Source organism: Actinomadura rupiterrae (genome assembly GCF_024172125.1).
Classification (GTDB): Bacteria; Actinomycetota; Actinomycetes; order Streptosporangiales; family Streptosporangiaceae; genus Spirillospora; species Spirillospora rupiterrae.
The window spans coordinates 46,619-71,691 of the sequence record NZ_JAMZEA010000018.1; the positions used below are offsets into that span (position 1 = coordinate 46,619).

22 protein-coding genes and 3 tRNA genes are annotated in these 25,073 nt (G+C 69.8%); 2 read left to right on the forward strand and 23 right to left on the reverse strand.

The genetic code is table 11. The features are described 5' to 3' along the window. Positions 1 to 20: 20 nt before the first annotated feature. From FHU30_RS42990 to FHU30_RS43060, 15 genes are all read right to left on the reverse strand, one after another. Positions 21 to 1,091 (reverse strand): MCE family protein, encoded by a 1,071-nt coding sequence (locus FHU30_RS42990; RefSeq protein WP_253883494.1) that lies wholly within the window; start codon positions 1,089 to 1,091, stop codon positions 21 to 23. Then, entirely contained in the window at positions 1,092 to 2,129 is a 1,038-nt protein-coding gene (locus tag FHU30_RS42995; RefSeq protein WP_253883495.1) for an MCE family protein, read from the reverse strand. Then, positions 2,126 to 3,511 carry an MCE family protein gene (locus FHU30_RS43000; protein WP_253883496.1) on the reverse strand — a complete coding sequence of 462 codons (1,386 nt, stop codon included), beginning with the start codon at positions 3,509 to 3,511 and terminating at the stop codon, positions 2,126 to 2,128. The genes FHU30_RS42995 and FHU30_RS43000 overlap by 4 nt, the downstream gene beginning before the upstream one ends. 7 nt (positions 3,512 to 3,518) lie before the next feature. Then, positions 3,519 to 4,367, reverse strand: coding sequence for an MlaE family ABC transporter permease (locus FHU30_RS43005; protein WP_253883497.1), 849 nt, complete (start codon positions 4,365 to 4,367; stop codon positions 3,519 to 3,521). Between the two features lie 2 nt (positions 4,368 to 4,369). Then, positions 4,370 to 5,263: an MlaE family ABC transporter permease gene (locus tag FHU30_RS43010; protein WP_253883641.1), complete on the reverse strand. Its 894-nt coding sequence runs from the start codon at positions 5,261 to 5,263 to the stop codon at positions 4,370 to 4,372. Beyond that, the gene (locus tag FHU30_RS43015) at positions 5,263 to 6,324 is read right to left on the reverse strand and encodes an ABC transporter ATP-binding protein (RefSeq protein WP_308211499.1); all 1,062 of its coding nucleotides are present in this window, start codon (positions 6,322 to 6,324) and stop codon (positions 5,263 to 5,265) included. The genes FHU30_RS43010 and FHU30_RS43015 overlap by 1 nt, the downstream gene beginning before the upstream one ends. Before the next feature lie 756 nt (positions 6,325 to 7,080). Further along, positions 7,081 to 7,470: a 50S ribosomal protein L7/L12 gene (gene rplL, locus FHU30_RS43020; protein WP_253883498.1), complete on the reverse strand. Its 390-nt coding sequence runs from the start codon at positions 7,468 to 7,470 to the stop codon at positions 7,081 to 7,083. A 69-nt stretch (positions 7,471 to 7,539) separates the two neighbouring features. Further along, entirely contained in the window at positions 7,540 to 8,142 is a 603-nt protein-coding gene (gene rplJ, locus FHU30_RS43025) for a 50S ribosomal protein L10 (protein WP_253883499.1), read from the reverse strand. A 299-nt stretch (positions 8,143 to 8,441) separates the two neighbouring features. Beyond that, entirely contained in the window at positions 8,442 to 9,314 is an 873-nt protein-coding gene (locus FHU30_RS43030; RefSeq protein ID WP_253883500.1) for an SCO4651 family lipoprotein, read from the reverse strand. Between the two features lie 249 nt (positions 9,315 to 9,563). Further along, entirely contained in the window at positions 9,564 to 10,427 is an 864-nt protein-coding gene (locus FHU30_RS43035) for an SCO4651 family lipoprotein (RefSeq protein ID WP_253883501.1), read from the reverse strand. A 369-nt stretch (positions 10,428 to 10,796) separates the two neighbouring features. Next, entirely contained in the window at positions 10,797 to 11,519 is a 723-nt protein-coding gene (rplA, locus tag FHU30_RS43040; protein ID WP_253883502.1) for a 50S ribosomal protein L1, read from the reverse strand. Positions 11,520 to 11,676: 157 nt separating this feature from the next. Continuing rightward, positions 11,677 to 12,105, reverse strand: coding sequence for a 50S ribosomal protein L11 (gene rplK / locus FHU30_RS43045; protein ID WP_253883503.1), 429 nt, complete (start codon positions 12,103 to 12,105; stop codon positions 11,677 to 11,679). 625 nt (positions 12,106 to 12,730) lie between these two features. After that, a complete protein-coding gene (gene nusG, locus FHU30_RS43050; protein WP_253883504.1) occupies positions 12,731 to 13,618 on the reverse strand; it encodes a transcription termination/antitermination protein NusG in 888 nt (295 codons plus the stop codon). Between the two features lie 173 nt (positions 13,619 to 13,791). Further along, positions 13,792 to 14,040, reverse strand: a complete 249-nt coding sequence (gene secE, locus FHU30_RS43055; protein ID WP_253883505.1) for a preprotein translocase subunit SecE — start codon at positions 14,038 to 14,040, stop codon at positions 13,792 to 13,794. Positions 14,041 to 14,142: 102 nt separating this feature from the next. Next, positions 14,143 to 14,215: transfer RNA gene (locus FHU30_RS43060), tRNA-Trp, on the reverse strand. Between the two features lie 266 nt (positions 14,216 to 14,481). Between FHU30_RS43060 and FHU30_RS43065 the strand changes: the two genes are divergently transcribed. Together FHU30_RS43065 and FHU30_RS43070 are read left to right on the forward strand one after the other, a co-directional pair. Continuing rightward, positions 14,482 to 15,693, forward strand: coding sequence for a pyridoxal phosphate-dependent aminotransferase (locus tag FHU30_RS43065; protein WP_253883506.1), 1,212 nt, complete (start codon positions 14,482 to 14,484; stop codon positions 15,691 to 15,693). Positions 15,694 to 16,129: 436 nt separating this feature from the next. Beyond that, the gene (locus FHU30_RS43070; RefSeq protein ID WP_253883507.1) at positions 16,130 to 17,200 is read left to right on the forward strand and encodes an adenosine deaminase; all 1,071 of its coding nucleotides are present in this window, start codon (positions 16,130 to 16,132) and stop codon (positions 17,198 to 17,200) included. 2,199 nt (positions 17,201 to 19,399) lie between these two features. On the opposite strand, the gene FHU30_RS43075 is transcribed toward FHU30_RS43070, so the two are convergent. The 8 genes from FHU30_RS43075 to FHU30_RS43110 form a co-directional block, all read right to left on the reverse strand. Then, entirely contained in the window at positions 19,400 to 20,827 is a 1,428-nt protein-coding gene (locus FHU30_RS43075) for an MFS transporter (RefSeq protein WP_301324488.1), read from the reverse strand. An 86-nt stretch (positions 20,828 to 20,913) separates the two neighbouring features. Further along, positions 20,914 to 21,546 carry a TetR/AcrR family transcriptional regulator gene (locus tag FHU30_RS43080; protein ID WP_253883508.1) on the reverse strand — a complete coding sequence of 211 codons (633 nt, stop codon included), beginning with the start codon at positions 21,544 to 21,546 and terminating at the stop codon, positions 20,914 to 20,916. Positions 21,547 to 21,722: 176 nt separating this feature from the next. Then, positions 21,723 to 22,793 (reverse strand): UDP-N-acetylmuramate dehydrogenase, encoded by a 1,071-nt coding sequence (locus FHU30_RS43085; RefSeq protein WP_253883509.1) that lies wholly within the window; start codon positions 22,791 to 22,793, stop codon positions 21,723 to 21,725. A gap of 215 nt (positions 22,794 to 23,008) precedes the next feature. Beyond that, positions 23,009 to 23,434 (reverse strand): MaoC family dehydratase, encoded by a 426-nt coding sequence (locus FHU30_RS43090; protein WP_253883510.1) that lies wholly within the window; start codon positions 23,432 to 23,434, stop codon positions 23,009 to 23,011. After that, a complete protein-coding gene (locus FHU30_RS43095; protein WP_253883511.1) occupies positions 23,434 to 23,871 on the reverse strand; it encodes a MaoC family dehydratase N-terminal domain-containing protein in 438 nt (145 codons plus the stop codon). Before FHU30_RS43095 ends, FHU30_RS43090 begins: the two co-directional genes overlap by 1 nt. A 301-nt stretch (positions 23,872 to 24,172) precedes the next feature. Continuing rightward, the gene (rpmG, locus tag FHU30_RS43100) at positions 24,173 to 24,337 is read right to left on the reverse strand and encodes a 50S ribosomal protein L33 (protein WP_026404241.1); all 165 of its coding nucleotides are present in this window, start codon (positions 24,335 to 24,337) and stop codon (positions 24,173 to 24,175) included. A 119-nt stretch (positions 24,338 to 24,456) separates the two neighbouring features. After that, positions 24,457 to 24,530: transfer RNA gene (locus FHU30_RS43105), tRNA-Met, on the reverse strand. Between the two features lie 389 nt (positions 24,531 to 24,919). Beyond that, positions 24,920 to 24,992: transfer RNA gene (locus FHU30_RS43110), tRNA-Thr, on the reverse strand. Positions 24,993 to 25,073 lie beyond the last annotated feature (81 nt).

Consider the following 25,073-nt stretch of genomic DNA (forward strand, 5'->3'; position numbering starts at 1 on the left):
GTGTACCTGCCTGGTCGCGATCACGGGAGGAACGGCAGCGGGTTCTTGCCGCCGCCCGACTGGCCGTTGCCCGGCTGTCCGTTGCCGGACGGGCCGCGCTGGCCCGTGTTGCCGTTTCCGGACGGGGGGTTCTGGATGGAGGCCGGGATCGGAAGCAGGTTCTGGATGTAGCTGTCGAACCAGCGTCCGGTGCCCGTGACGTCGGCGAACTGCCGCGCGTAGGGGGTGAACAGCTTGATGATCTTGTCCAGGTTGTCCTGGTTGCGAACCAGCAGCGCGGTCACCCGGCCGAGGTTGTCCAGCATCGGCTTGACCTGCGCCTGGTTCTCCCGGATCAGCGCGTTCACCTGCTCCGACAGCGAAACGGTGTTCACCAGCAGCTGGTGGATCACCTGCCGCCGCGCCTGCACGGCCGCGAGCACCTTGTCGCCGTCCTGGATGAGCTTGGCGAAGTCGGTGTTGCGGTCGGCGAGGATCTGGGACACGTTCTTCGCCTTGCCGGCCAGCTCGTGCAGCTCGTCGTCGCGCGAGGCGACGGTGTTGGACAGCCGCTTGAGCCCGTTCAGCGACGCCCGGACCTCCGGCCCGGAGTTCTTGAACGTGTCCGACAGGACGTTGAACGACTTGGCGACCTGCGCGTAGTCGATCTGGCTGATCTGCTGGCTGAGCTGGCTGATCGCCGGGACGACCTCGAACGGCGTGGCCGTCCGCTCGATCGGGATGTTCTTGCCGAGCCGCCCCGAACCGCGCGGGTCGAGCGCCAGGAAGTGCGAGCCGAGCAGCGTCTTGATCTTGATCTCGGCGCGGGTCTGGTCGCCCAGCCGCACCCCGTCGTTCACCCGGAAGGTGACCTTGACGTGGTCGCCCTGCAGCGACAGCGCCTCGACCTTGCCGACCTTGACACCGGCGATCCGCACCTCCTCGTCCGGCTTGAGGCCCGCGGCCTCGGCGAACGAGGCGGTGTGGGTCTTGCCGCCGGTGACGAACGGGATGCTGTCGAGGTTCATCGCCAGCACCAGCGCCACGATGATCACGGCGAACGCGGTGAGCCCGATGGGGACCGGGTTGCGCTCCCGGAAGGGGATCCTCATCTACTTGCACCTCGCGTTCTCGTTCACGATCGCCGGGGTCTGGTAGACCGGACCGCCCGGCAGCCGCACCCGCGCGTCGAGGCCGCAGATGTACATGTTGAACCACGAGCCGTAGGACGAGATGTTCACCATCCGCTGCAACCGCAGCGGGCTGCGCTGGAACAGCGTGTTCAGCGCGTCCTGGTTCTGGTCGAACGTGGTGGCCAGCTGGCGCAGCCCCGCGATGTCGTTCTTCAGATCGGGCCGCGCGTCCTTCAGCAGATCGGCGGTGGTGCCGGTCAGGCCGTTGATCGCGTCCACCGACTGGAAGATCGCCTCCCGGTCGTTGGCCAGCCCGCCGACCAGCGAGCGCAGGTCGCCGACGACCTGCTCCACCTGCTGGTGGCGCTCGTCGATGGTGCCGAGCACGCTGTTCAGGTTGGTGATCACGTCGCCGATGACCTTGTCCCGGTCGGCGAGCGTGTTGGTCAGCGACCCGACGTGGGTGAGCAGGCTGTTCACCGTGCCGCCCTCGCCCTGGAGGGTCTGCACGATCTCGAACGCCAGCTTGTTGACCTCCTGCGGCTCCAGCGCCTTGAACAGCGGCCGGAACCCGTTGAACAGGACGGTCAGGTCGAGCGCCGGGTGGGTCTGCGCGACCGGGATCGTTCCGCCCGGACGCAGCGTCGACCCGACGTTGCCCGGCCCCTCGGTCAGCGACAGGTAACGCTGGCCCATGAGGTTGCGGTAGCGGACGTTCGCCTGCGTGGACGAGGGCAGACCGCCCGCGAACACGCCGCCCTTCTCCACCGAGAAGGTCACCTCGGCGAGGTTGTCCCTGGTCAGCTTGATCTTCTCGACCTGGCCGACCCGGACGCCCGCGACGCGCACGTCGTCCTTGTCGAGCAGCCCGGTCACGTCGGTGAACAGCGCCTTGTAGCTGCGCGTGTCCGCGAACCGCAGGTTGCTGATCGTCATCGCCAGCACGCCGGTGGCCAGCGAGGTGAGCACCACGAAGATCACCAGCTTGATGCCGGCGGAGAGCGTCCTGCCCCTCATCGGAGGTTCACCACCGATCCCTGCATGAGCGGGCCCCACCACAGCTGGACGGCGTCGGTGACCTGGTCCGCGGGGGTGTGGGTGGCCGGCCCGACGATGCTCTTGATCTTGTCCTTCTCAGCCATGGCGCCCTGGTCCACGAAGACGTCCGACACGGCGCGGCCGCGGCCGTTGCCGGTCGTGGAGCCGTTGGCCGGGTCGGGGTTCTTCCACCACAGGTCGTCCTCTGTGCCGTCCCGCGCGAGGTAGTCGGGGAACGGGACCTTCGGGTTCGGCAGGTTGTAGCAGCGGGGGCCGCGCCGGTCCTTGGCCTCGGGGAGGTCCAGGGGGTACTTGTAGGCCGGGCGCGGCTTCACGATCTCGATCGTGAGGTTGAAGGTCGGCGAGCCGTTCGCGCCGCCGACCCGCTCCAGCTCGGGCTTGATCTTCTCCAGCGTGCTGAACACGCAGGACAGCGACGGCGAGTAGTACGACAGCAGCTCGATGCCGGGCCGGCTCGCCGCGTTCACGCCGATGATCTTCGGGCCGTTGTCCTGCATGAACCGGGTGCCGTCCTTGGCGAACCCGGTGACCATGGGGATCAGGTCCTCGATCTGCCGCTTCTTGTCGACGATCGTCTTGCTCGTGACGTTGAGGTTGCGCAGCGCCTGCATCAGGTCGGGCGTCGCGTCCGCGTAGACGTCGGACGTCGCGGCCAGCCCGTTCAGGTCGTGCACCAGCGTGCCGAGCTGCGGGTTGACCTTGCCGAGCAGGCTGTTCGCCTCTTCGAGGTCGGTGCCGATCTGGTCGCCGCGGCCCTGGAGCGCCGTCGCCAGCGCGTTCAGCGTCGTGTTCAGCTTCTCCGGCCGGACGGCCTGGAGCAGCGGCAGCAGCTTGTCGAGCACCTGGTCGATCTCGACCGCCTGCTGGGAGCGGTCCTGCTGGATGACCTGGCCGCGCTTCAGCCCGAACGGGCCGGGCTGCGACGGGATCTCCAGGTCGACGTACTTCTCGCCGAACAGCGTCTTCGGCAGCAGCCGCGCCTGCACGTTGTCCGGGATCAGCTTGGCCTTGTCAGGGTCGAGCGCGAGGTCGAGGGTCGAGCCCTGCGCGGTGGCGTGCGTGCCGCGCACCTCGCCGACGATCAGCCCGCGGACCTTCACGTCCGAGTGCGGCAGCAGCTGCAGCCCGGCGCGCGCGCCCTCGACCTTCACCTTCAGGACCGGGGTGAAGACCTTCTCGTAGAAGCCGACCGTCAGCACGAGCAGCAGGATGATCACCATGATCATCGAGAGCCCGAGCAGGCGGTAGCGCGCCTTCTCGCCGAGGCCGGTGCGGCGGGGGGCGGAGGGTGCGGGGTGGGGGGCGGGAGCAGCGGGGGTGGGGGCCCCGGGAGAGGTCATCGCGCGGTCACCCCGCGATCCGGACGTTCATGCTGGAACCCCAGATGGCCATGCCGAGCAGCAGGTCGGCGACGTTGATCACCACGATGCTGGTGCGCACCGCCCGGCCCACCGCGACGCCGACGCCCGCAGGGCCGCCGCTCGCGTTGTAGCCGTAGTAGCAGTGGATGAGCATCACCAGGACCGAGAAGATGATGACCTTGCCGAACGACCACAGGATGTCGTTCGGCGGTAGGAACAGATGGAAGTAGTGGTCGTAGGTGCCGGTCGACTGCCCGTAGAACAGCGTGACCACGATCCGGGTCGCGCCGTAGGACGCCAGCAGGCCCACCACGTACAGCGGGATCACCGCGACCATCCCCGCGATCATGCGGGTGGTCACCAGGAACGGCATCGACGGGACCGCCATGACCTCCAGCGCGTCGATCTCGTCCGAGATCCGCATCGCGCCGAGCTGGGCGGTGAACCCGCAGCCGACCGTCGCCGACAGCGCCAGCGCCGACACCAGCGGCGCGATCTCGCGGGTGTTGAAGTAGGACGCGACGAAACCGGTGAAGGCCGAGACGCCGATCGTGTTCAGCGAGTTGAAGCCCTGCAGGCCGACCTGCGAGCCGGTGAAGAACGTCATGAACCCGACGATCACCACCGAGCCGCCGATCACCGCGAGCCCGCCGGTGCCGAGCGACACCTCGGCGAGCAGCCGCAGCACCTCGGTGCGGTAGCGGCGCAGCACCCGGAACGTCCAGGCGAACGCCCGGACGTAGAACGACATCTGGTGCCCGAAGTCGTCGAGCCGCGACAGCGGCGCGTTGACGGCGGACTTGACGGCCCTTCCCGTCCTTCCTTGGGCGGCCATGCTCACATGCCCTTCGACGGGACGAACTGGAAGTACAGCGTGGAGATGATGAAGTTCTCCACGAACAGCAGCATGAAGGTGATGACGACGGTCTGGTTGACCGCGTCGCCGACGCCCTTCGGGCCGCCCTTGGCGTTCAGGCCCTTGTAGGCCGCGACGAGCCCGGCGGTGATGCCGAACACGAACGCCTTGAACTCGGCCTGCAGCAGATCGGGCAGCTGCGCGATGGCGTTGAACGACGCCAGGTACGCGCCCGGCGTGCCGTTCTGCAGCATCACGTTGAACACGTAGCCGCCGACCAGGCCGACCACCGACACCAGGCCGTTGAGGAACAGCGCGATGAACGCGCAGGCGAACATGCGCGGGACGACCAGGCGGTGCAGCGGGTTGATGCCCAGCACCTCCATCGCGTCGATCTCCTCACGGATCTTCCGCGAGCCGATGTCGGCGCACATCGCCGACCCGGCCGCGCCCGCGACCAGCAGCGAGGTCACCAGCGGGCTGGCCTCGCGGACGATCGCGACCACCGCGGTCGCACCGGTGTAGGACTGCGCGCCGAGCTGCCGGATGAGGCCGCCGACCTGCAGCGACAGGATGCCGCCGAACGGGATCGCGACCAGCATCGTCGGCACGACCGTCACGCTGACGATGAACCAGGACTGCTCGATGAACTCCCGCCACTGGAACGGCCAGCGGAAGATCGCGCGGAAGGTGTCCAGGCACAGCGCGAAGAACCGGCCGGGTTCCTTGACGGCGACGTTCACCGCGCCGTCGGAGATCTTGCGGAGCGCGGCACCGCCGCCGCCTCCCCCGGCGCGCCGCGCGCGCCGGGGGGTCGAACCGCCCGAGGGGGACGATCCCCCGATGCCCCCCGGGGTGAAGCCGTCGGTCGTCATCAGTACGCGGCACCGCCCGGACCCGGCGCGGGCGGCGGGAAGGCGCCACCCGGCGCCCCCGCGGCCTGGCCGGCCTGCATCGACGCCACGTACCGCGGCCACTCGTCCACCCAGTTGCGGCCGAGCTCGTCGATGAACGAGCCGGGCGGCGGGGTGACGCCGTGCGCCGCGCACCACGCGCCGGGCGCGTGCTGGCCGCGCCGGACCAGCCCGTTGCTCGGCATCTGCTGCGGCGGGATCGGCGGCAGCTTGCCGGAGTCGAGGCCCATCTTGGCCTCGGCCTCCAGCTCGGAGGCGTCCTTCTCCTCCGACATGCCGATCGGGCCGACCTTGCTGGCGTTGAGGAACTGCCGGACGACCGGCTCCTCGCTGGACAGCAGCATCTCGCGCGGGCCGAACATGGCCAGGTGCCGCTGGTACAGCAGGCCGATGTTGTCCGGCACGGTGCGCGCGGTGTTGATGTCGTGGGTGACGATCAGGAACGTGCAGTCGAGCTGCGCGTTCAGGTCGATGAACACCTGGTTCAGGAAGGCCGTGCGGACCGGGTCGAGGCCGGAGTCGGGCTCGTCCACCAGCAGGATCTCCGGGTCGAGCACCAGCGCGCGGGCGAGGCCGGCGCGCTTCTTCATACCGCCGGAGATCTCGCCGGGCAGCTTGCCCTCGGCGCCCATCAGGCCGACCAGGTCCATCTTCTCCAGCACGATCCGCTTGACCTCGGCCTCGGTCTTGCGGGTGTGCTCGCGGAGCGGGAAGGCGATGTTGTCGAAGAGGTTCATCGACCCGAACAGCGCGCCGTCCTGGAACAGCACGCCGAACAGCTTGCGGGTCTCGTAGAGCTGGTGCTCCGGGAGGTAGGGCAGGTCGCGGTCGCCGATGTAGATGTGGCCGCGGTCGGGCTTCAGCAGACCGACCAGCGACTTCAGGAAGACCGACTTGCCCGTGCCGGAGGGGCCCAGCAGGACGGAGATCTCTCCTGCGGGGATGCTCAGCGACACGTCCTGCCAGATGACCTGGCGGCCGAAGGACTTGGTCAGCCCCTCGACTCTGATTTCGACGCCCACTCGTCACCTTTCGTCCAGGCCGGGGGAATCCGAACCAATGAGCGAGTAGCACTCAGGCGGGGTGCGGTCCCGCGCCGCCGCGCCGCGGACGGGATCGCCTTGCTGTTGTCGTTGTGTTGTCCGCCGGCGCTGCCCGAGGTCTCGGCCGACGCGCCGGTCGCCGCCGTGACATCCGCCGTGACGTCAGGTGCCGGGCCGGTTACTACCGTCCGGTAGCTGTGGCGGGTGCCACTACCGTAGCGGTCCGCGCGCGAAATGGAAGAGGCGCGAGCCCGCTGGGGCGACAAAAACCGACGTCGTAAGACAATCGTTACTTACGTCGTCCGTGAGACTAGTGGTCCGAGAACCAGCACTTCAAGGCGGGTGTCGGCGGAACGTCCGAGACCGGCCGAGGCTCCCGGGATTCCCTTTGACGCCCGAGACGCTACGCGCCGTGGGAGAACGGGCACAACCGGCGTGCTCACTTGTGGATAACTTCCGGCTCCCCTCAAGCGCACATCGCGCACGCACGAGCCGGATCCCCGTCACGCTCCGTGCGCACGCCTCCGGGAGCTCTCCTAGGAGCGGTTCGGTGGCCGTCCGGGATGGGTGCGTCACCGTCCGGAACCGTCCGGGTGTCCAGAACCGTCCGGGGACGTCCGGAACCGACCGGGGACGGCCGGGGACGGCCGGAAAAGCGGCGAGGCGGCCGCCCCACCGGAGTGGGACGACCGCCTCGCGCGGAGAGACTCTGAGTGCAGAGCGCTCTGGAGGGTCCTACTTGACCGTGACCGTGGCGCCGGCCTTCTCCAGGGCCTCCTTGGCCTTCTCGGCGGTCTCCTTGTTGACCTTCTCCAGCAGCGGCTTCGGCGCGCCGTCGACCAGGTCCTTGGCCTCCTTGAGGCCGAGCGAGGTCAGGCCGCGCACCTCCTTGATGACCTGGATCTTCTTGTCGCCGGCGGCCTCGAGGATGACGTCGAACTCGTCCTGCTCGGCGGCCTCCTCGCCACCGCCGGTGCCACCCTGCTGGGGGGCGACGGCGATCGCGGCCGGGGCGGCGGCCTTGACGTCGAAGGTCTCCTCGAAGAGCTTCACGAAGTCGGAGAGCTCGAGAAGGGTCATTTCCTTGAACGCGTCGAGCAGCTCGTCGGTGCTGAGCTTCGCCATGATGTTTCCTCCGCTATGGCTTGGTACGTGTGGTCAGTGATGACCGCGGGTCTCAGTCCGGACGGACCGTTACTCGGCGGGCGCCTCGTCGGCGGCGGACTCGGCCGGAGCCTCGTCCGCGGCCGGAGCGGCCGGAGCCTCGGCCGTCTCGCCGGCCTCCTCGCGCTTGGCGCGCAGCGCCTCCGCGAGCTGGGCGGCCTTGGTCGGCAGCGCGTTGAACAGGGCCGCGGCGTTGGCCATGGACGCCTGCATCGCGCCGGCGAGCTTGGCGAGGAGAACCTCGCGGGACTCCAGGTCCGCGAGCTTGGTGATCTCCGCGGCGTCCATCGACTTGCCGTCGATGAAGCCACCCTTGATCACCAGCAGCGGGTTCGCCTTGGCGAAGTCGCGCAGGCCCTTGGCGGCCTCGACCACGTCGCCCTGCACGAACGCGATGGCGGACGGGCCCTCAAGAAGGTTCTTGAAAGCGTCGTCCACACCCGCGCCGTCAGCGGCGATCTTGGTCAGCGTGTTCTTCACCACGGCGAACTTCGCGTTCTCGCCGAGGTTGGTGCGCAGCTCCTTGAGCTGGGCGACCGTGAGCCCGCGGTACTCGGTCAGCACGGCGCCGTTCGAGCTCTCGAAATCGTTCTTGAGCTCGGCGATCGCCGTGGCCTTTTCGGCCTTAGCCATGGGCCTCCTTCCGATTACCTTGGGTGGGAAGCCGCCGGGGCGAAGAAAACAGAAACGCCCCGGCGCAGGCGCACGGGGCGTCAGGCACGACCACGGGAAGGCCATGCGGGAAGCTCTCGTCTCACCTACGCGGGCCGCTCGTCCCCCGACGGATCGGGTTCGGAGTCCTTCGGCCGTCCGCTGTGCGGACACAGGGACGGCGACCGGCGGTCTTCGGCAGTGCACAGGTTACGCGCCGGAGACCGCCGATGCCAAATCGCGCTGGCGGGCGAGGCCGCGGCAGGGCGGCCGAGGCTCGGTCAGTCGCCGGGGGCGCCGTGGGTGAGCAGGCTCGGCATCTTGCCGACCTGGGCCGCGGGCGGCGCGCTGACCTGCACCGGGAGGTTCCAGCCCGTGTAGGTCACCGTCGTGTTCATCTTGCTGGACGCGTCGTCCGGCGTCTTCATGACGATCTTCGCCGGGAGCTGCTTGCCGTCCACCCACAGGTCGAACGCCAGCGACTGGACGCCGAGCTTCTGGAAGCTCTGCTGCCGCTGCTGCCGCTGGGCCTCGGGGAGCTTGGCCAGCATCTCCTGCACCGAGACCGTGCCCTGGTAGTGCGTGGTCTGGACGCCGTTCAGCGTCTCCTTGCCGACCTCGTGCACGTCCTTGGACGCGGTGAGCTGCTTGACCTGCTCGGTCGGGTCGGCCTGCTTCTGCTGCTGGAGGAGCTTGTCGAAGTTCTGCCCGACCGCGCCGCCCAGGTCCGTGGTGGACAGCCTCACCCACGGCTTGCCGTGCGTCAGCTGGGCGAACATCGGCGACTTCATGTAGATCGTGTGGCCGAGCAGGACCATCTCCATGCCGTCGGCCTGGCCCGCCATGGACTTGCCGCCCATGTTCATCGAGTCGATGGTGATCCGGTAGGCGGGCTCCGGCCGGAGCTTCGCCTCCATCCGCATGTGCATCGTGACCGGGTCGGACACGCCCGGCGCGGTGACCTCGGTCTGGATCTCGCCCTTCACGGACTGGACCTGCGAGGTCTTGGCGGACGTGTCGCGCACCGCGGCCGCCGCGAGCACGACCGCCTTGGCGCCGCCCGCCTTGTCGTCCCCTCCCGAGCCGAGGCAGCCGGTCAGTGAGAGGACCAGGCCCGCCGCGACGGCGGTCCCGGTGGCGAGACGACGTTTCATGACAAAGGCTCCCTTTCGGTGATCTCCACGGACCGTGGGTCCGGCACTATACGGGAGATCACCGACGGGAGCCTCATCCGAACCGGCCGTGCCCGGGGCTCCGGACGCGCGGTCCGGGGCCGTCCGGGCGCCCGGTGGAGCCGGGGCCGGTCGGGGTTCGTTCCGGGATTCGTCCGGTGTTCGTTCCGGGATTCGTCCGGGGTTCGTTCCGGAGTTCGTCCGGGGTTCGTTCCGGTTCGTCCGGGTGGGTCAGTTCTTGTTGCCGAACAGGCCCTGCAGCGAGAAGTCGCCGACCTGGTCGGACGGCGGCGGGCTGACCTTGAAGGACTTGCCGTAGTCGCGGTAGAGCACGGTCACGGTCCCGGTGTCGCCGTTGGCGCCGGCGCCCTTGGTGACCATCTTGCGCGGGAGGTTGTCGGAGTCGACCCACAGGTCGAAGTTCAGCTTCTTGTCGGAGTTGGCGGCCTTGTCCAGCCACTTCTGCGCGTCGGCGCGCTGCTGCGCGTTCAGCTGCTGCAGCGCCTCCTTGACGGTCACGGTGCCCTGGTAGTGCGTGGTCTGGGTGCCGTCCACCGACTCGGTGCCGACCTTGTGCACGTCCTTCGACGCGGTGAACATCTTGGTCTGCTCGGCCGGGTCGACCTGCTGGATCTGGTTGATGATGCCCTTGACGTCCATGCCGGACTGCTGCTGGACCTGCGCCACGCTGATCTTCACCCACGGCTTGCCGCCGCCGACGAACTGGCTGAACTGCTGGGGCACCTTGGCGTACAGGGTGTCCCCGGTGAAGATCGCCTGCCCGCTCAGCCCGCCCAGGCTCTGCCCGCCCTTGGACACGTTGTCGAGCGTCGCGTTGAACTGGAGCGTCGGACGCAGCCGGAACTGCCCGGTCGCGTGCACGGACCCGCCCTTGGCGGAGTCGGTGGCGGTCAGGTCGGCCTTGAAGGTGTCGGCCTTCCCGGTCTTCTCGGACGCCTTGACCACGGCGTCGGCCGCGGTGAGCTTGATGTCACCCGTGGTGCCGCCTTTCGAGCCCGTCCCGCCACATCCGGACAGGAGAAGGACGGCACCGACGGAGGTCACGCCGGCGGCCACGGCGATTCGGCGCTTCATGGAAAGGTGCCTCCTGGATCTCACTGCTGACTGGGTCTCTGCTGATGACCTTCAGTCTGCGCGGGCGGGCCGCGCTCCACATCCCCCGGTGGTACGAAGCACGGCCCCCCGGCTACGACCACGGACGTACCCCACTTGGCCATCTTGTGCGGATTATGTGCGGACGTCCTGCACGAAAACGCGAAATGGGCGCCCCCGGAATCCGGGAACGCCCACTTCATACGGCTCGTCCGCCTTGTCGGGCGGACGAACCGACGGCTCGACCGTCCTCAAGGACGGGTTCACCGATGGCTCGTCCGCCCGCAGAAGGCGGGTCGGCCGGTGGCTCGTCCGCCCTCAGAGAGCGGGCCTGCCGGTGGCTCGGCCGCGTCAGGCGGCGGAGTCCTCCAGCTCGGCGGCGAGGTTGCGGACCGCGTTCGGGTCCACCGGGATGGACGGGCCCATCGAGGTGGTGAACGAGGCCTTCTTCACGTACCGGCCCTTGGCCGCGGACGGCTTGAGACGCATGATCTCGTCGATCGCGGCGGCGTAGTTCTCCACCAGCTGGCGCTCGGAGAACGAGGCCTTGCCGATGATGAAGTGCAGGTTCGCGTGCCGGTCGACACGGAACTCGATCTTGCCGCCCTTGATGTCGGTGACGGCCTTGGCCACGTCCATGGTGACGGTGCCGGTCTTCGGGTTCGGCATCAGGCCGCGCGGACCGAGCACCCGGCCCAGGCGCCCGACCTTGCCCATCTGGTCCGGGGTCGCCACGACCGCGTCGAAGTCCAGGAAGCCGCCCTGGATCCGCTCGATCAGGTCGTCCGAGCCGACGATGTCGGCGCCGGCCTCGCGGGCCTCGTCCGCCTTAGCGCCACCGGCGAAGACCAGCACGCGGGCGGTCTTGCCGGTGCCGTGCGGCAGGTTGACGGTGCCGCGGACCATCTGGTCGGCCTTGCGCGGGTCCACGCCGAGGCGCAGCGCGACCTCGACGGTCGCGTCGAACTTGGTGGCCGCGGTCTCCTTGGCCAGCTGCACGGCGGCGGCCGGGGAGTACAGGCGGTCCTTGTCGATCTTCTCCTGCGCGGAGCGGTAAGCCTTGCTGCGCTTCATGGTTCCCTCCCTGGGGACTCGTGGTACGGGCCGCGCAGCGACCCTGCCACTGACTTCGGTGCCGTCCGCGCGCGGCGGGCGGTCGCCCACCCGGGCGCGCACGGACGGTCGGCTCGATGACGAGCCTGGGCGCCCGCGCGAGGCGGGCGCCGGGGTACTACTCGACCTCGATGCCCATGGAGCGGGCGGTGCCGGCGACGATCTTCTCGGCGGCGTCCAGGTCGTTGGCGTTCAGGTCGGGCATCTTGGTGGTGGCGATCTCGCGGATCTGGTCGCGGGTCACCTTGCCGACCTTGGTCTTGTGCGGCTCGCCCGAGCCCTTCTCGATGCCCGCGGCCTTCAGGATCAGCTGCGCGGCCGGCGGGGTCTTGGTGACGAAGGTGAACGAGCGGTCCTCGTAGATCGTGATCTCGACCGGGATCACGTTGCCGCGCTGGGCCTCCGTGGCAGCGTTGTACTGCTTGCAGAAGTCCATGATGTTCACGCCGTGCGGACCGAGCGCGGTACCGACCGGCGGCGCCGGGGTCGCCTGACCGGCCTGCAGCTGGACCTTCACGACGGCGGCAATCTTCTTCTTGGGGGGCATGTGCCCTCCTTCGTCCCGTTTCGCGGTGGCTTCGACTCCCGTGGGCACGGGCAACACGGCGGCCGGGACTTAGCCCGCCGTGTAGAAGCCGGGAAGAGCGGCTCCGCCGACCCTGCGAACGCGGGGCGGGCGGCGCGGGAGTCCTGCGACCCGTCCGCGCCCTCCGGAGCCTTCCCCGCCGGAGCGGGGCCAGCCAGCAAGTCTAGGCGATCCGCCGGAGCACCTCGTCCAACGCCCGCGGAAACCCTCGTCCCGGGCCACGGAAACCCTCGCCCCGGACCCGCCGAAACGCTCGTCCCGCGGGCACGGAACACCGGGGGCACGGACCCTCGCCCCAGGAACGCCGAAACCCTAGTCCTGAGCACGAGGCAGCTCTCGGTCTAGGCCACGGAGACCTTCGTCCTGGTGCCGTCGAAACCTCCCGTCGGCTCGTCCAGGCAGCGCGGGCCTCGGCCGGGTAGGCCGGGACCGGGTGGCGGGGACGCAGGCGGGATGCGGACGCGGGCGGGTTGCGGACGCGGGCGGGTTGCGGACGCGGGCGGGTTGCGGACGCGGGGGGACGGTCCGGGCTGGAAAGGCGAACGCTCCCGGCCGGGTGGCGCGGGAGCGTTCGGGGAAGCCGTCGTCAGATCTTGGAGACCTGGTTGAAGGAGAGCTCGACCGGGGTCTCGCGGCCGAAGATCGACACCAGCACCTTGAGCTTCTGCTGCTCGATGTTGATCTCGTTGACCGTGGCCGGCAGGGTCGCGAACGGGCCATCCATGACGGTGACCGACTCGCCGACCGAGAAGTCCACCGTGCTGGCGATCTTCGCGGTCTCCTTGGCCTTGGTCTCCGGGGTCTCCTCCGGCTCGGGCGCGAGCAGCTTGGCGACCTCGTCAAGGCTCAGCGGGGACGGCTTGTTCGACAGGCCGACGAACCCGGTGACGCCCGGCGTGTTGCGGACCGCGGCCCACGACTCGTCGGTCAGCTCCATCCGGACGAGGATGTAGCCCGGCAGGACCTTCTCGTTGACCTTCTGCCGCTTGCCGCTCTTGATCTCGGTCACCTCGTGCTGGGGGACCTCGATCTGGAAGATGTAGTCCTCCATGTTGAGCGTCTGGGTGCGGGTCTCGATGTTGGTCTTGACCCGGTTCTCGTACCCCGCATAGGAGTGCACGACGTACCAGTCGCCCGGCTGGAGCCGGAGCTGCATCTTGAAGTCGGCGTAGGGGTCGACCGGGATCTCGACGGGGGCCTCGTCCTCGCCGTCCTCGGCTGGGGCCTCACCCTCGGCGGCCGGGGCCTCGCCCTCGGCGTCCTCCGCCGGAGCCTCGGCGTCGCCGGTCTCGGCGTCGCCAGTCTCGGCGTCGCCCGCCTCGGCCTCCGTGACGTCGCCCTCCGCGGCGGCGTCCTCGCCGGCCGGGGCGTCCGCGACGGCGCCGGCCGCCTCGTCCGTGGGCTCGGCCGCGGCAGCCGCAGCGGACTGGGCCTCTTCGCTGGCCTCGTCGTGGGGCTGTGAGGACTCGGACACGGTGCTGAACCTTCTCTCGGACTGGCTTGGCTGGAGTTTTCCGGCGGTGGACCGGACGCGGGGGGCTGGTCGGCTCTCGGTGCTGCTGACGCGGACCGCACGGTCGGCGCCGGAGCGTCACGCTCCCGGCGAAGGGGACACGCGCCCGGCGTGCCCCGCGCGGTCGGCGCGGATCAGCCGAAGAGCCAGAACACGCCCTTCTGCAGACCCCAGTCGATGCCCGCGACCAGCGCGACCATGACCAGCACGAAGACCAGGGAGACCGTGGTGTAGGTGACCAGCTCGCGGCGCGTCGGCCAGATGACCTTGCGCAGCTCGGCGATCACCTGGCGCACGAACAGGGCCGGGGTGGTCCGCTTCGGAGCGGAGCCCGACTTGCCCTCGTCCTTGGCCGCTGCCTCGTCGCGCGTGTCAGTCGCCATTGTGCCGCCGTTCACCTCATAGGTCGTGTTCAACCACGTCGTGGTTGTTCGCGCGGACCCCGGCAGCCCGTGGCCGCGCGGGGAAGCGCGCACCGCACCTCGCAGGGCAGGAGGGACTCGAACCCCCAACCGCCGGTTTTGGAGACCGGTGCTCTACCAATTGAGCCACTGCCCTTCAACGCCTCCCGGAGGAGGCAGCCCCGGTCCTCGCGGACCGGTTTCGTGCCGGTACCAGCTTACGGCTTGTGCGGACATGGCCGTATCCCGGTGACGCGTCACTAGGCAGTGGAGTCTACGGCCCCGAACGCCCTTCCGTCGAACCGGAAACCGAAAACCGTCCCGGCATGTCTCCGCGACCGGGGCGGACGGCCGTCCGCATCTCGCCGAAGTGCCGCGGATATCTCGCTGAAGTCATGGCCCGGCGTCGGTAACGTTGCGGGCATGAGCACTGAGCGTCCCCGCATCTCACGCCGCATCGCCGCCATCTCCGAGTCCGCCACGCTGGCCGTCGACGCCAAGGCCAAGGCGCTGAAGGCGGCGGGCCGCCCGGTCATCGGCTTCGGCGCGGGCGAGCCCGACTTCCCGACGCCCGACTACATCGTCGAGGCGGCCGTGACCGCGTGCCGGGTGCCGCGGTTCCACAAGTACACCCCCGCCGGGGGCCTGCCGGAGCTGCGGGACGCCATCGCCGAGAAGACGCTGCGCGACTCCGGCCTGCGGGTCGAGTCCGCGCAGGTGCTGGTGACCAACGGGGGCAAGCAGGCCGTCTACGAGGCGTTCGCGACGCTGCTCGACCCGGGCGACGAGGTGATCGTCCCCACCCCGTACTGGACCACCTACCCCGAGTCGATCAAGCTCGCCGGGGGCGTCCCGGTGGACGTGGTCGCCGACGAGACCACCGGCTACCGGGTCACCGTCGAGCAGCTGGAGGCGGCCCGCACCGACCGCACCAAGGTGCTGCTGTTCGTCTCGCCGTCCAACCCGACCGGCGCGGTCTACTCCCGCGACGAGATCGAGGCGATCGGCCGCTGGGCCGCCGAGCATGGCCTCTGGGTGATCACGGACGAGATCTACGAGCACCTGGTCTACGGCGGCGCCGAGTTCCACTCGATGCCCGTCGTGGTGCCCGAGCTCGCCGACCGGACGCTGGTGCTCAACGGCGTCGCCAAGACCTACGCGATGACCGGCTGGCGGGTCGGCTGGATGATCGGCCCGAAGGACGTCGTGAAGGCCGCCGCGAACCTGCAGTCGCACGCCACGTCCAACGTCGCCAACGTGTCCCAGGCCGCCGCGCTCGCCGCCGTGACCGGCGACCTGTCGGCCGTGGCCGAGATGCGCGCCTCGTTCGACCGCCGCCGGCAGACCATGGTCCGGATGCTCAACGAGATCCCCGGCGTCCTCTGCCCCGAGCCCGAGGGCGCGTTCTACGCCTACCCGTCGGTCAAGGAGCTGATCGGCAAGGAGATCCGCGGCAAGCGCCCGCAGTCGTCGGTCGAGCTCGCCGCGCTGATCCTGGACGAGGCGGAGGTCGCGCTCGTCCCCGGCGAGGCGTTCGGCACCCCCGGCTACTTCCGCCTCTCCTACGCCCTCGGCGACGACGACCTCGTCGAAGGCGTCTCCCGCCTCGGCAAGCTCCTCACCGAGGCCCACTGACCTCTCCACCGAAGCCCCGGCCACCCACCCGGCCGGGGCTTCCGCGTTCCAAGGCCCGGACCTTCCACGTCCAACGGCCGAGCCTTCCGCACACCAACAGCCAGAGCTTCCACGTCAGGCGGCCAGCCCTTCACGCCCCTCCACGACCCGGGCCTTTACGCCTCTCCGAAAGCCGGGCCTTCGCACTCCTCCGAGGGCCGGGGCTTCGCGCCCTCCGAGGAGTGATTTTCCACACACCCGAACCAACCCGTTCCCGATATGCCACCCATCTGGGACGTGCTCGCATCACTGGGGATTTCGCCGCTCCAGATGGCATCCGGGACGACCAAAGGATCATGGGGCCGCATGGCCGCAACGGGTCATGGCGGGTAGTCCGGACTGATGGTCCTGGTGAGCCGGTGGTTACGGACGGCCCCGGATCCGGCAACATTGGCACATGGAGGCCCCTACCACGTTCGCCGCGTCCCCGCTGGTCGAGTCCCGCCGTCCCCGTCCGGTGGCCACGCTGCCCAAGGCCCACCTGCACCTGCACTTCACCGGCTCGATGCGGCACTCCACCCTGGTCGACCTCGCCGCCAAGTACGGGGTGCACCTCCCGGACGCCCTGGTCGAGGACTGGCCGCCCCGGCTGCGCGCCACCGACGAACGCGGCTGGTTCCGCTTCCAGCGCCTGTACGACATCGCCCGGTCCGTCCTGCAGTCCCCGGACGACCTGCGCCGCCTGCTCCGCGAGACCGCCGAGGACGAGGCCGCCGAGGGGTCCGGCTGGCTGGAGATCCAGGTGGACCCGAGCGGCTACGCGGCCCGCTTCGGCGGCCTGACACCGACCGTCGAGCTCGTCCTGTCCGCCGCCCGCGAGGCCGAGGAGGCCACCGGCGTCGGCATCGGCATCGTCATCGCCGCGAACCGCACCCGCCACCCCCTGGACGCCAAGACCCTCGCCCGCCTCGCCACCCGCTACGTGGACCAGGGCGTCGTCGGCTTCGGCCTCTCCAACGACGAGCGCCGGGGCCGCGCCTACGACTTCGAGGGCGCCTTCCGCATCGCCAAGCGCGCGGGCCTCCTCTCCGTCCCGCACGGCGGCGAGCTCCTGGGCCCGGCCAGCATCCGCGAATGCCTTGAAACCCTCGAAGCCGACCGCATCGGCCACGGCGTCCGCGCCGTCGAGGACCCCCGCCTCCTGGCCCGCATCGTCGACCGAGGCGTGGCCCTGGAGGTCTGCCCCGCCTCCAACGTCAGCCTCGGCGTCGCCTCCACCCCGTCCGACGTCCCCCTTCGCCCCCTCTACGAAGCCGGCGCCCACCTGGCCCTCGGCGCCGACGACCCCCTCCTCTTCGGCTCCCGCCTGGCCCGCCAGTACGAACTGGCCCGCGAAGTCCACAACTTCACCGACCCCGAACTAGCCGACCTGGCCCGCCACTCCATCCAAGCCTCCGCCGCCCCCACCCCCCTAAGATCCCGCCTCCTAACCCAAGTAGAAACCTGGCTAACCAACCCCCCCGAATAACCCCCACCCCAACCCCACCCACCAGCCCAACGCACCGCACCGCACACCACCCGCGCAAGCCCACGCCCCCCCACGCGCAACGCAGTGGACGCCAAAACGCCACACAGCCCACCCGCGCCGCATGCACCGCGCCCCAAGCGGCAGGAGCCTCGCAACGCGGACGTGCCAAACAGACACACGGCGCAGGACGAACGCCGAGCGGAACATGGGCAGTGGACGCGCGGCATGAGCCAAGCGGCACCAGCCTCGTAACGCGGACGCGCGGCAACCGCGCAGCACATGTACTGCACCCCCCGGACGACGCAACACGGACACAACGCAGACGCGCCGCACGGACGCACGGCACAGGACCCATACCGAGCGGAACATGGGCAGTGGACGCGTGGCATGAGCCAAGCGGCACGATCCTTGCGACGCGGACGCGCGGAACATGCCCCATGCGGAATGTGTCGGCGAGGATCACCCCACACGGGGGTGGTCCGCGGGCACACCGTCTGGACATAGCGCCCGGCCCACGCTCGGCCACGAACGCCCACTGCAAACGAGCAACGCAAGCGTCCACCGTTGGCGTCCACCAGGGAACGGGCGTTGCGAGCGCAGGCGCCAGCTGCGCAGTACAAGGGGAGGACGGCGTTCCCGCGCCGCCCCGCCGCGCATCACACGAACCCGCTGCACAAATACACAGCGCACTTGTACGGCACCGCCGCCTGGACGACGCCACGCGGACAACCCGAAGCGAGCCATGCGGAGTGCCCCATACGCAGCGGACGCGCAGCGCGAGCCATGCGCAACGGGACACGCGTGGCACGAGCCATGCACCGCGGAACAAGCAGCCCAAGCCTTGCGGCATGAACCCACTGCGCAGACGCGCGGCATGGACGCGCGGCACACGAGCCATGCGCAGCGCGGACAAGCCAGGTAGTCGCGCGCCGCGAGCCGTGTGAAGCGGGCCAAACGGCACAGCCATGCAGCACGGACGCGCGGGTACAGGGCCCGCGCGAAGCGGTAACCGGAGCGGACGCGCGGCACGCGTCACGTGGCGCGTGGCGCGTGCCGCGTGGCGCGTGGCGCGCGTGCGACGCTGATCGCTCTGTGCTGCGCAGGGGGATGTATGTGCGCAGGTGGAAGTGTGCGCCGCGCGGGTGGATGTGTGCGCCACGTGAGTGGATGTGTGGGCGCGCGGGTGAATGCGTGGGCGTGCGGCATTGGCAGGCCGGGACGGGGCCTTTGCGAACGCTGTGGTGCTTCGTGATCAACCCCCTGGGTTGTTACGGGTGAGTGCGCAAGTTCCGCTTGTTGTGTGGTTGGCAGCGGCGTGGGTGCCACATCGCGTCGCGTGCCCTTGCAGTTGGCGCCTGGTTGGCGTCTCGTCGCGCCTTGTTCGGCTTCAGGAGGTGGCGCGGGGTGGACGTTGGGGGGCGTAGAGCGTTGGGCATTGGCGGCGTGGAGTTGTGGGGAGTTTGCCCAGGACGCCGGGCGGTCGCCAGAGCAGGGGTTCTGGCGTCGGGCACGACGTCGAGGCATCGGGTCACGGGTGGCGGTAACGGCGTCAGGGGTCGGGACGCGGGCGGCGGTGAGGGACAGCGGCGGCAGGCGGCGTAGCTGATGCCGTCGCCGAGGGAGGGCAGCCTGACCGTGAACGCGCCGGAACTGGGTCTGCCGCGGCCGGTCATGCAGCCACTCGGACGGCAGCGACAAGCTCGTGGTCGGCACCATCGTGCACAACCAGGGCAGCCCGCCGGAACTGGGCCTGCCGCGCCCGGTCAAGCAGCCACTCGGACGGCAGCGACAAGCTCGTGGTCGGCACCATCGTGCACAACCAGGGCAGCCCGCCGGAACTGGGCCTGCCGCGCCCGGTCAAGCAGCTACCCGGACGGCAGCGACAAGCTCGTGGTCGGCGCCGTCGCGCACAACCAGGGCGACGCGCCGGAACTGGGCCTGCCGCGGCCGGTCTCGCAGCCCCGCCCGGGACGGCGTCGACGAGCTCGTGGTTGGCGCCGTTGTGCACGGCCAGGGCGACGCGCTGGCCCCGCACAGGGGTTTGACCTGCGCCTCTGGCTCGCCTTGTTGGGCGGGCACGCCCCGGTTGGGGGGGGGTGGACTTGTTAGGGCGGGATTGGGGGTGGGGGTTCTTGGTGGGGTGGGTTGGCTGGCCACGTGTTGGGGGCGTGGCCAGCCTTGTTTGGGTGGCGGGGTGGGTTAGAGGGCTGGGGCGGATTCGGGGGTGGGTTGGGTTGCGGGGGTTTGGGGGGTTGTTTCGGGTGGGGTGGTGGTGGGGGTGGGGATGGCTAGGGCTGCTGCGGCTGCGGTGGTCAGGACTGCTACGGCGGTCCAGAGGACGGTGGTGACGCCGGTGGCGAAGTGGTGGGGGGTCGTCATGTCGCCGGAGGCGGAGAAGACGGCGCCCAGTGCGGCTACGCCGAGGACGGTGCCGAGCTGGCGGCTGACGTTGCTGATGCCGGACGCGACGCCGGTTTGGGCGGGCGGGGCGGACGACAGCACGAGGCGGGTGACGGGGGCGAAGAAGAGGCCCATGCCGGTGCCCGCCAGGACGAAGCCGGGGATCAGGTCGGCGTAGTCGAAGGTCGGCGCGAGGTTGAGGGCGAGCCAGGCCAGGCCCGCGGCCTGGAGGAGCAGGGCCAGGGTGATCACGGTGCGGGTGCCGAGGCGGGACGCGAGGGGCGCGGTGAGCGGGGCCACCAGGAGCGGCATGGCGGTCCACGGCAGGGTGCGGACGCCGGCCTCCAGCGGGGACATGTGGCCGATCATCTGGAGGAACTGGATGAGGATGAACGTCACGCCGAACATGCCGAAGCACATGGCGAGGCTGATCAGGTTCACCAGGGTGAAGCTGCGGGAGCGGAACAGGGGCAGGGGCATCATCGGGTGCGGTGTGCGGGCCTCGTGCGCGACGAACGCGGCGAGCAGGGCGATGCCGGCGATGGCGGGGACGAGCACCTGGGCGCTCGTCCAGCCGTGCTCGTTGCCGCGGACCAGGCCGAGGACGACGCCGAGCAGGCCGAGGGTGACCAGGACGGTGCCGACCGGGTCGAGGCGCTGGGCGGGGCCGCGGCTCTCGGTCAGGAAGCGCGGGGCGAGGGCGAGCACGAGCAGTCCGGCGGGGACGTTGATCCAGAAGATCCACTCCCAGGTGGCGTACTCGGTGACGGCGCCGCCGACGACCGGGCCGAGCGCGACGCCGAGGCCGCTCATCACGCTCCATGCGGCCAGCGCCACGGCGCGGCGGGCGGGCGGGACGGCGTGGGCGAGCAGGGTGAGCGTGAGCGGGGCGAGGATCGCGCCGCCGACGCCCTGGACGGCGCGCGCCGCGATCAGCACGCCGATGCTCGGCGCGAGCGCCGCCGCCGCGGAGGCGAGGGTGAACAGGGCCAGGCCGAGCATGAACAGGCGGCGCCGGCCGTGCCGGTCGGCGATCGAGGCCGCGGGCAGCAGCAGGACGGCGAAGGTGAGGGTGTAGGCGTTGACCGTCCACTCCAGGCCTTCGAGGCCGGTGCCCAGGTCTTCGCGGATGGCGGGCAGGGCGTTCGTCACGATGAGGTTGTCGAGGGTGACCATGAACAGCGCGATGCCGGTCACCACGAAGGTGCGTAGGGCGTGAGGTTTCATGACTCTTCCTAGGTAGTTATCAGTCACTAACTTCAATGGCCGTAAGAATGCGCGCCCGAAGGCGCGCGACGTCGATGGTGCAGCGGCTACCCCGTCCCCGCCGAAGGCGCGGATGCGGCGGGCCGGTCCGAGGGCGAGTGGTCGGCGGCGAGACTTCCGGCGGAGGCCCCGTCGGGGTGATGCGACCACTCCACCAGGAGGTGCGGCAGCCGCTCACCCGTGTCGAACGGGATGTTGAAGGCGGTCAGCACGTTCAGCAGCATGCCGACGGAGACGAACCGCATGACCTCTTCGGCCGACTCGCCGGAGAGCTCGCCTATTGTCCGCCAGAGGCTGGCCCACTTGGCGTTCCCCAGGGCGCGCAGCTCCGGATCGTCCACCGCGGCGGCGTAGATCTGCAACTGGAAGCGGAGCAGGGTCGGGTCGTCGACCAGGATGCCGCGGTACGCGCGGCCCATGGCGGTGAGCGCCTCGGCCCCGTACAGGCCGCCGGCCGCCTCGCGCATCACCCGTTCCATGTCGTCGAAGCAGCGCTCGGCGGCGGCCAGGAACAGCGCGCGCTTGGACGCGAACAGGCGGAACAGGTAGGGCTGCGAGACCCCCACCCGTTCGGCGATCGCGGCGGTGGAGGTGCCCTCGAAGCCGCTGCGGGCGAACTCGGCCGTGGCGGCCCGGATCGTCTGCTCGCGGCGCTCGTCGGCGCTCATCCGTGGACTCATGGATCCGAAGTTAGTGGTCGATCACTAATCTCGTCAACTCGAACGAGGCCACACTCTCCTACCGTTTCGGTTAGGTGATCACTTCGGTGATCCTCAAGCGGCAGGCACAGACGGCGTCGCAGGACGCCGGGCTCGGCCGGGAGCCGGGTGCTTGCCGCGTCAGAGCACGTCCAGAGTCAGAGGGTCACGCCTACGAAGACCGGCTCGTTGACCAGTTCGACGCCGAACGCAGCGCGGACGCCGTCGCGGACCTCGCGCGCGAGGTCGAGCAGGTTCTCGGTGCTGCCGCCGTCCGGGTTGGTGAGGGCGAGGGTGTGCTTGGATGAGATGCGCGCGCGCCCGCGAGCGTGGCCCTTGGCGAAGCCCGCGCGGTCGATGAGCCAGGCGGCGGACGTCTTGGTGAGCCCTTCACCTTCCGGGTAGCGCGGGAACGTGGCGTCCGGTCCGAGGCGTTCGGCGACGCGCCGCTCAAGCTCGGCAAGGGACGACGGGTCCAGGATCGGGTTAGTGAAGAACGATCCGGCGCTGCGGGTATCCGGGTCCGAAGGGTCCAGGACCATGCCCTTGCCACGGCGCAGTTCCAGAACGGCGTCCCGCGCTTCCTTCAGGGGGACGCACTCTCCCGGCGCCGCACCCAGGCGGCGGGCAAGCTCGGCATAGGCGATCGGCTGCGAATCGTCGGACTCGCGTAGGGCGTAGGTCACATCAAGGACGACGTACTGGTCCGGCGTCTGCTTGAAGCGACTGTTGCGGTAGGTGAAGCGACAGTCCTCGCGCGAGAGGGTGACGATCGCTCCCGAACGGCGGTCGTAGGCGCGGACCTCGACGATGGTCTCCGAGACGTCCTGCCCGTAGGCGCCGACGTTCTGGATCGGCGTCGCGCCCACGCGTCCCGGGATGCCGGACAGGCACTCGACTCCGGCGAGACCGTCGGCGACACAGCGCGCCACGAACGGTTCCCACTCCTCGCCTGCCTGCACGCGCATGAGGACGCGGCCGTTCGCCTCTGTCAGCTGCTCGGCGCCGCGCGTTCCGACGTGGACGACCGTCCCGGGGAAGCCCTCGTCCGACACCACCAGGTTGCTGCCGCCGCCCAGCACCAGCACGGGCTCGCCGTCCGCGTCCGCTTCCCGGACGGCGTCGACGACCTCGGCCTCGGTGGTGGCCTCGACGAACCGCCGGGCCGGGCCGCCGAGGCGCAGCGTGGTGTATCCGGCCAGGTTCACCTCTTCAGCGAACACCGCCACGTGGTGTCTCCCCTCCCGTGCGCGCATGAGCCGGGGGCGGCCAGCCGCCCCCGGCTCATGTGTACCGTACTCGCGGCCCTCGTCCCGACTCAGGCGAGCCCGACGGCCCGGTCCCGGGCAAGCCCAACTGCCTGCCCCCGGCCCACGCCAACCCCGGCCCACGCCAAGCCTGGCCTCACGCCAACCTCGGCTGCCGCAAGCAGCCAGGTCCCGGCTCAGGCGAGCTTCACCACGGCCTTGGCCCGGGTGAGGACCTTCTGGCCCTCGGCACGCGCGGTCAGGGCGATGACGACCGTGTTGTCGTCCCGCTTCTCCTCGATCTTGCCGGTGAGCTCCAGGTCGGCGCCGCCGGCGTCCGGCACGACGACGGGTGCGGAGAAGCGCACGCCGTAGTCGAGGACGGCGCCGGGGTCGCCCGCCCAGTCGGTCACGTAGCGGCCCCCCTGGGCCATCGTGTACATGCCGTGCGCGATGACGTCCGGTAGGCCGACCGACTTGGCGAAGCTCTCACGCCAGTGGATCGGGTTGAAGTCGCCGGACGCGCCCGCGTACATCACGAGGTTGGCCCTGTCGACGTGGTAGGTCTGGGCGGGGAGCTCGTCGCCGACGTTGACCTCGTCGAACTTCACCTTGGCGGTCATCAGGCACCCCGCTCCACGATCGTGTTGTACGACTTGCAGACCAGCTCGCCCTCGGACGTCTTCACGTCCGTGACGATGTCCACCTTCTCGTTGTTGCCGATCGCCTTGATCTCGGTGATGGCCGAGGTGCAGGTGACGACGTCCCCCGCGCGCACGGGGCGGACGTACTCGAAGCGCTGCTCGCCGTGGACGACCATGGCGAAGTTGATGCCCAGCTCGGGATCGGCGAGCGCGCCCCCGCCGAGGGAGACCACGATCGGAAAGGTGGGCGGCGCGATGACGTCGGGGTGTCCGGCGGCGCGGGCGGCCTCGGGGTCGCGGTACACGGGGTTGGGGTCGCCGATGGCGTCCGCGAACTCCCGGATCTTCACCCGGCTGACCTCGTAGGGCTCGCTGGGCGGGAACGTCCGCCCGATGAAATCACGGTTGATCGCCATGCACTCCGTCCTTCTCGCTCGCGTCCGGACTCCCCGGCGGAGTCCGAGGCTCGCGCGCGCAGAGCCGCAGAGCCCCCGTACGGGACGTCCCGTAACGGGAGTTCCCGAGCAGGAGCCCGTGCGAGGCTCGTGCGCGCGCAGTCCGCAGGCGCCCGCGCCCAAGCGCCTGCTTACCGGTCTCGCTCCGGGACGGTAACAGAACGACGTTCAGCCCGCCCTCGCGGGTAGGTGCGAGGACGGGCTGAGGCGCGTCTGTGGCAAGCGCGAAGCTGCCCGCGCGGACCGCTGCGGCCGGTGGAGGCTAGCGGGTCTCGCGGTGCGGACGGTGCGTCCGGCAGTTGGGGCAGTACTTCTTGATCTCCAGGCGGTCCGGGTCGTTCCGCCGGTTCTTCCGCGTGATGTAGTTGCGGTGCTTGCACTCCTGGCAGGCCAGCGTGATCTTTGGCCGGACGTCGGTGGCAGCCACGGTGGAGTGCCTTTCTGGGCTAGGGACATGGACGTTCTCGGTCGGCCGTCCGGGAGTGGATGGCCGGCTGTTTCAACCCAGCCCTCTCGCCCCCGTCGGGGGCCGAGAGGTTCGGGTAGTAGCGAGGGCCGGACTTGAACCGGCGACACAGCGATTATGAGCCGCTTGCTCTGCCTGACTGAGCTACCCCGCCGTGATGGTCGGTGACGACCGGATTGCAAGGATACCGGAAGTTCACCGCACCGGGGAAACACGAGCTCCCGGGGCTTGCAGGGGGACTCGGTTCCACATGGTCCGCAGCGGACCGGACCCCAGGCTACCCGCTGACGCGGTGACCTGCGAATCATCCCGTTGGGACCGGATGGACGCTATCACAACGCCCGCACACGAGCGAATCTCGCACACGCCTGACCAGGCCCTTCCGGGCACGCCCGCATCATCGTCCCCACTGGCCGCTCTCATCCCCAGTAGCCGCTCTCGTGCGCACGGGCGATTGGGCGCGGGGATTGGGCGCGGGCGATCACGATTCGCACATACGAAGAGAGCCGCACCCCCTGATCGGGATGCGGCCCTTACTCTCTGAGCCCCTTTACGGAATCGAACCGTAGACCTTCTCCTTACCATGGAGACGCTCTGCCGACTGAGCTAAAGGGGCCTGGCCTCCGCGTTCTTCCGTCCGCGGCGACAGGAAGAACAGTACACGGTCCCGGGGCGTAGTGCGAAATCAATCCGGCAG

Coding starts and splice junctions, on each gene's coding strand:
- FHU30_RS43070 (WP_253883507.1), top strand. CDS start 16,130: ATGGAGGCCCCTACCACGTTCGCCGCGTCCCCGCTGGTCGAGTCCCGC.
- FHU30_RS43010 (WP_253883641.1), bottom strand. CDS start 5,263: ATGACGACCGACGGCTTCACCCCGGGGGGCATCGGGGGATCGTCCCCC.
- FHU30_RS42990 (WP_253883494.1), bottom strand. CDS start 1,091: ATGAGGATCCCCTTCCGGGAGCGCAACCCGGTCCCCATCGGGCTCACC.
- FHU30_RS43080 (WP_253883508.1), bottom strand. CDS start 21,546: ATGAGTCCACGGATGAGCGCCGACGAGCGCCGCGAGCAGACGATCCGG.
- FHU30_RS42995 (WP_253883495.1), bottom strand. CDS start 2,129: ATGAGGGGCAGGACGCTCTCCGCCGGCATCAAGCTGGTGATCTTCGTG.
- FHU30_RS43075 (WP_301324488.1), bottom strand. CDS start 20,827: ATGAAACCTCACGCCCTACGCACCTTCGTGGTGACCGGCATCGCGCTG.
- FHU30_RS43030 (WP_253883500.1), bottom strand. CDS start 9,314: ATGAAACGTCGTCTCGCCACCGGGACCGCCGTCGCGGCGGGCCTGGTC.
- FHU30_RS43035 (WP_253883501.1), bottom strand. CDS start 10,427: ATGAAGCGCCGAATCGCCGTGGCCGCCGGCGTGACCTCCGTCGGTGCC.
- FHU30_RS43095 (WP_253883511.1), bottom strand. CDS start 23,871: ATGGCGATCAACCGTGATTTCATCGGGCGGACGTTCCCGCCCAGCGAG.
- FHU30_RS43005 (WP_253883497.1), bottom strand. CDS start 4,367: ATGGCCGCCCAAGGAAGGACGGGAAGGGCCGTCAAGTCCGCCGTCAAC.
- rplL (WP_253883498.1), bottom strand. CDS start 7,470: ATGGCGAAGCTCAGCACCGACGAGCTGCTCGACGCGTTCAAGGAAATG.
- secE (WP_253883505.1), bottom strand. CDS start 14,040: ATGGCGACTGACACGCGCGACGAGGCAGCGGCCAAGGACGAGGGCAAG.
- rplK (WP_253883503.1), bottom strand. CDS start 12,105: ATGCCCCCCAAGAAGAAGATTGCCGCCGTCGTGAAGGTCCAGCTGCAG.
- FHU30_RS43000 (WP_253883496.1), bottom strand. CDS start 3,511: ATGACCTCTCCCGGGGCCCCCACCCCCGCTGCTCCCGCCCCCCACCCC.
- rplJ (WP_253883499.1), bottom strand. CDS start 8,142: ATGGCTAAGGCCGAAAAGGCCACGGCGATCGCCGAGCTCAAGAACGAT.
- FHU30_RS43090 (WP_253883510.1), bottom strand. CDS start 23,434: ATGACCGCCAAGGTGAAGTTCGACGAGGTCAACGTCGGCGACGAGCTC.
- FHU30_RS43065 (WP_253883506.1), top strand. CDS start 14,482: ATGAGCACTGAGCGTCCCCGCATCTCACGCCGCATCGCCGCCATCTCC.
- rplA (WP_253883502.1), bottom strand. CDS start 11,519: ATGAAGCGCAGCAAGGCTTACCGCTCCGCGCAGGAGAAGATCGACAAG.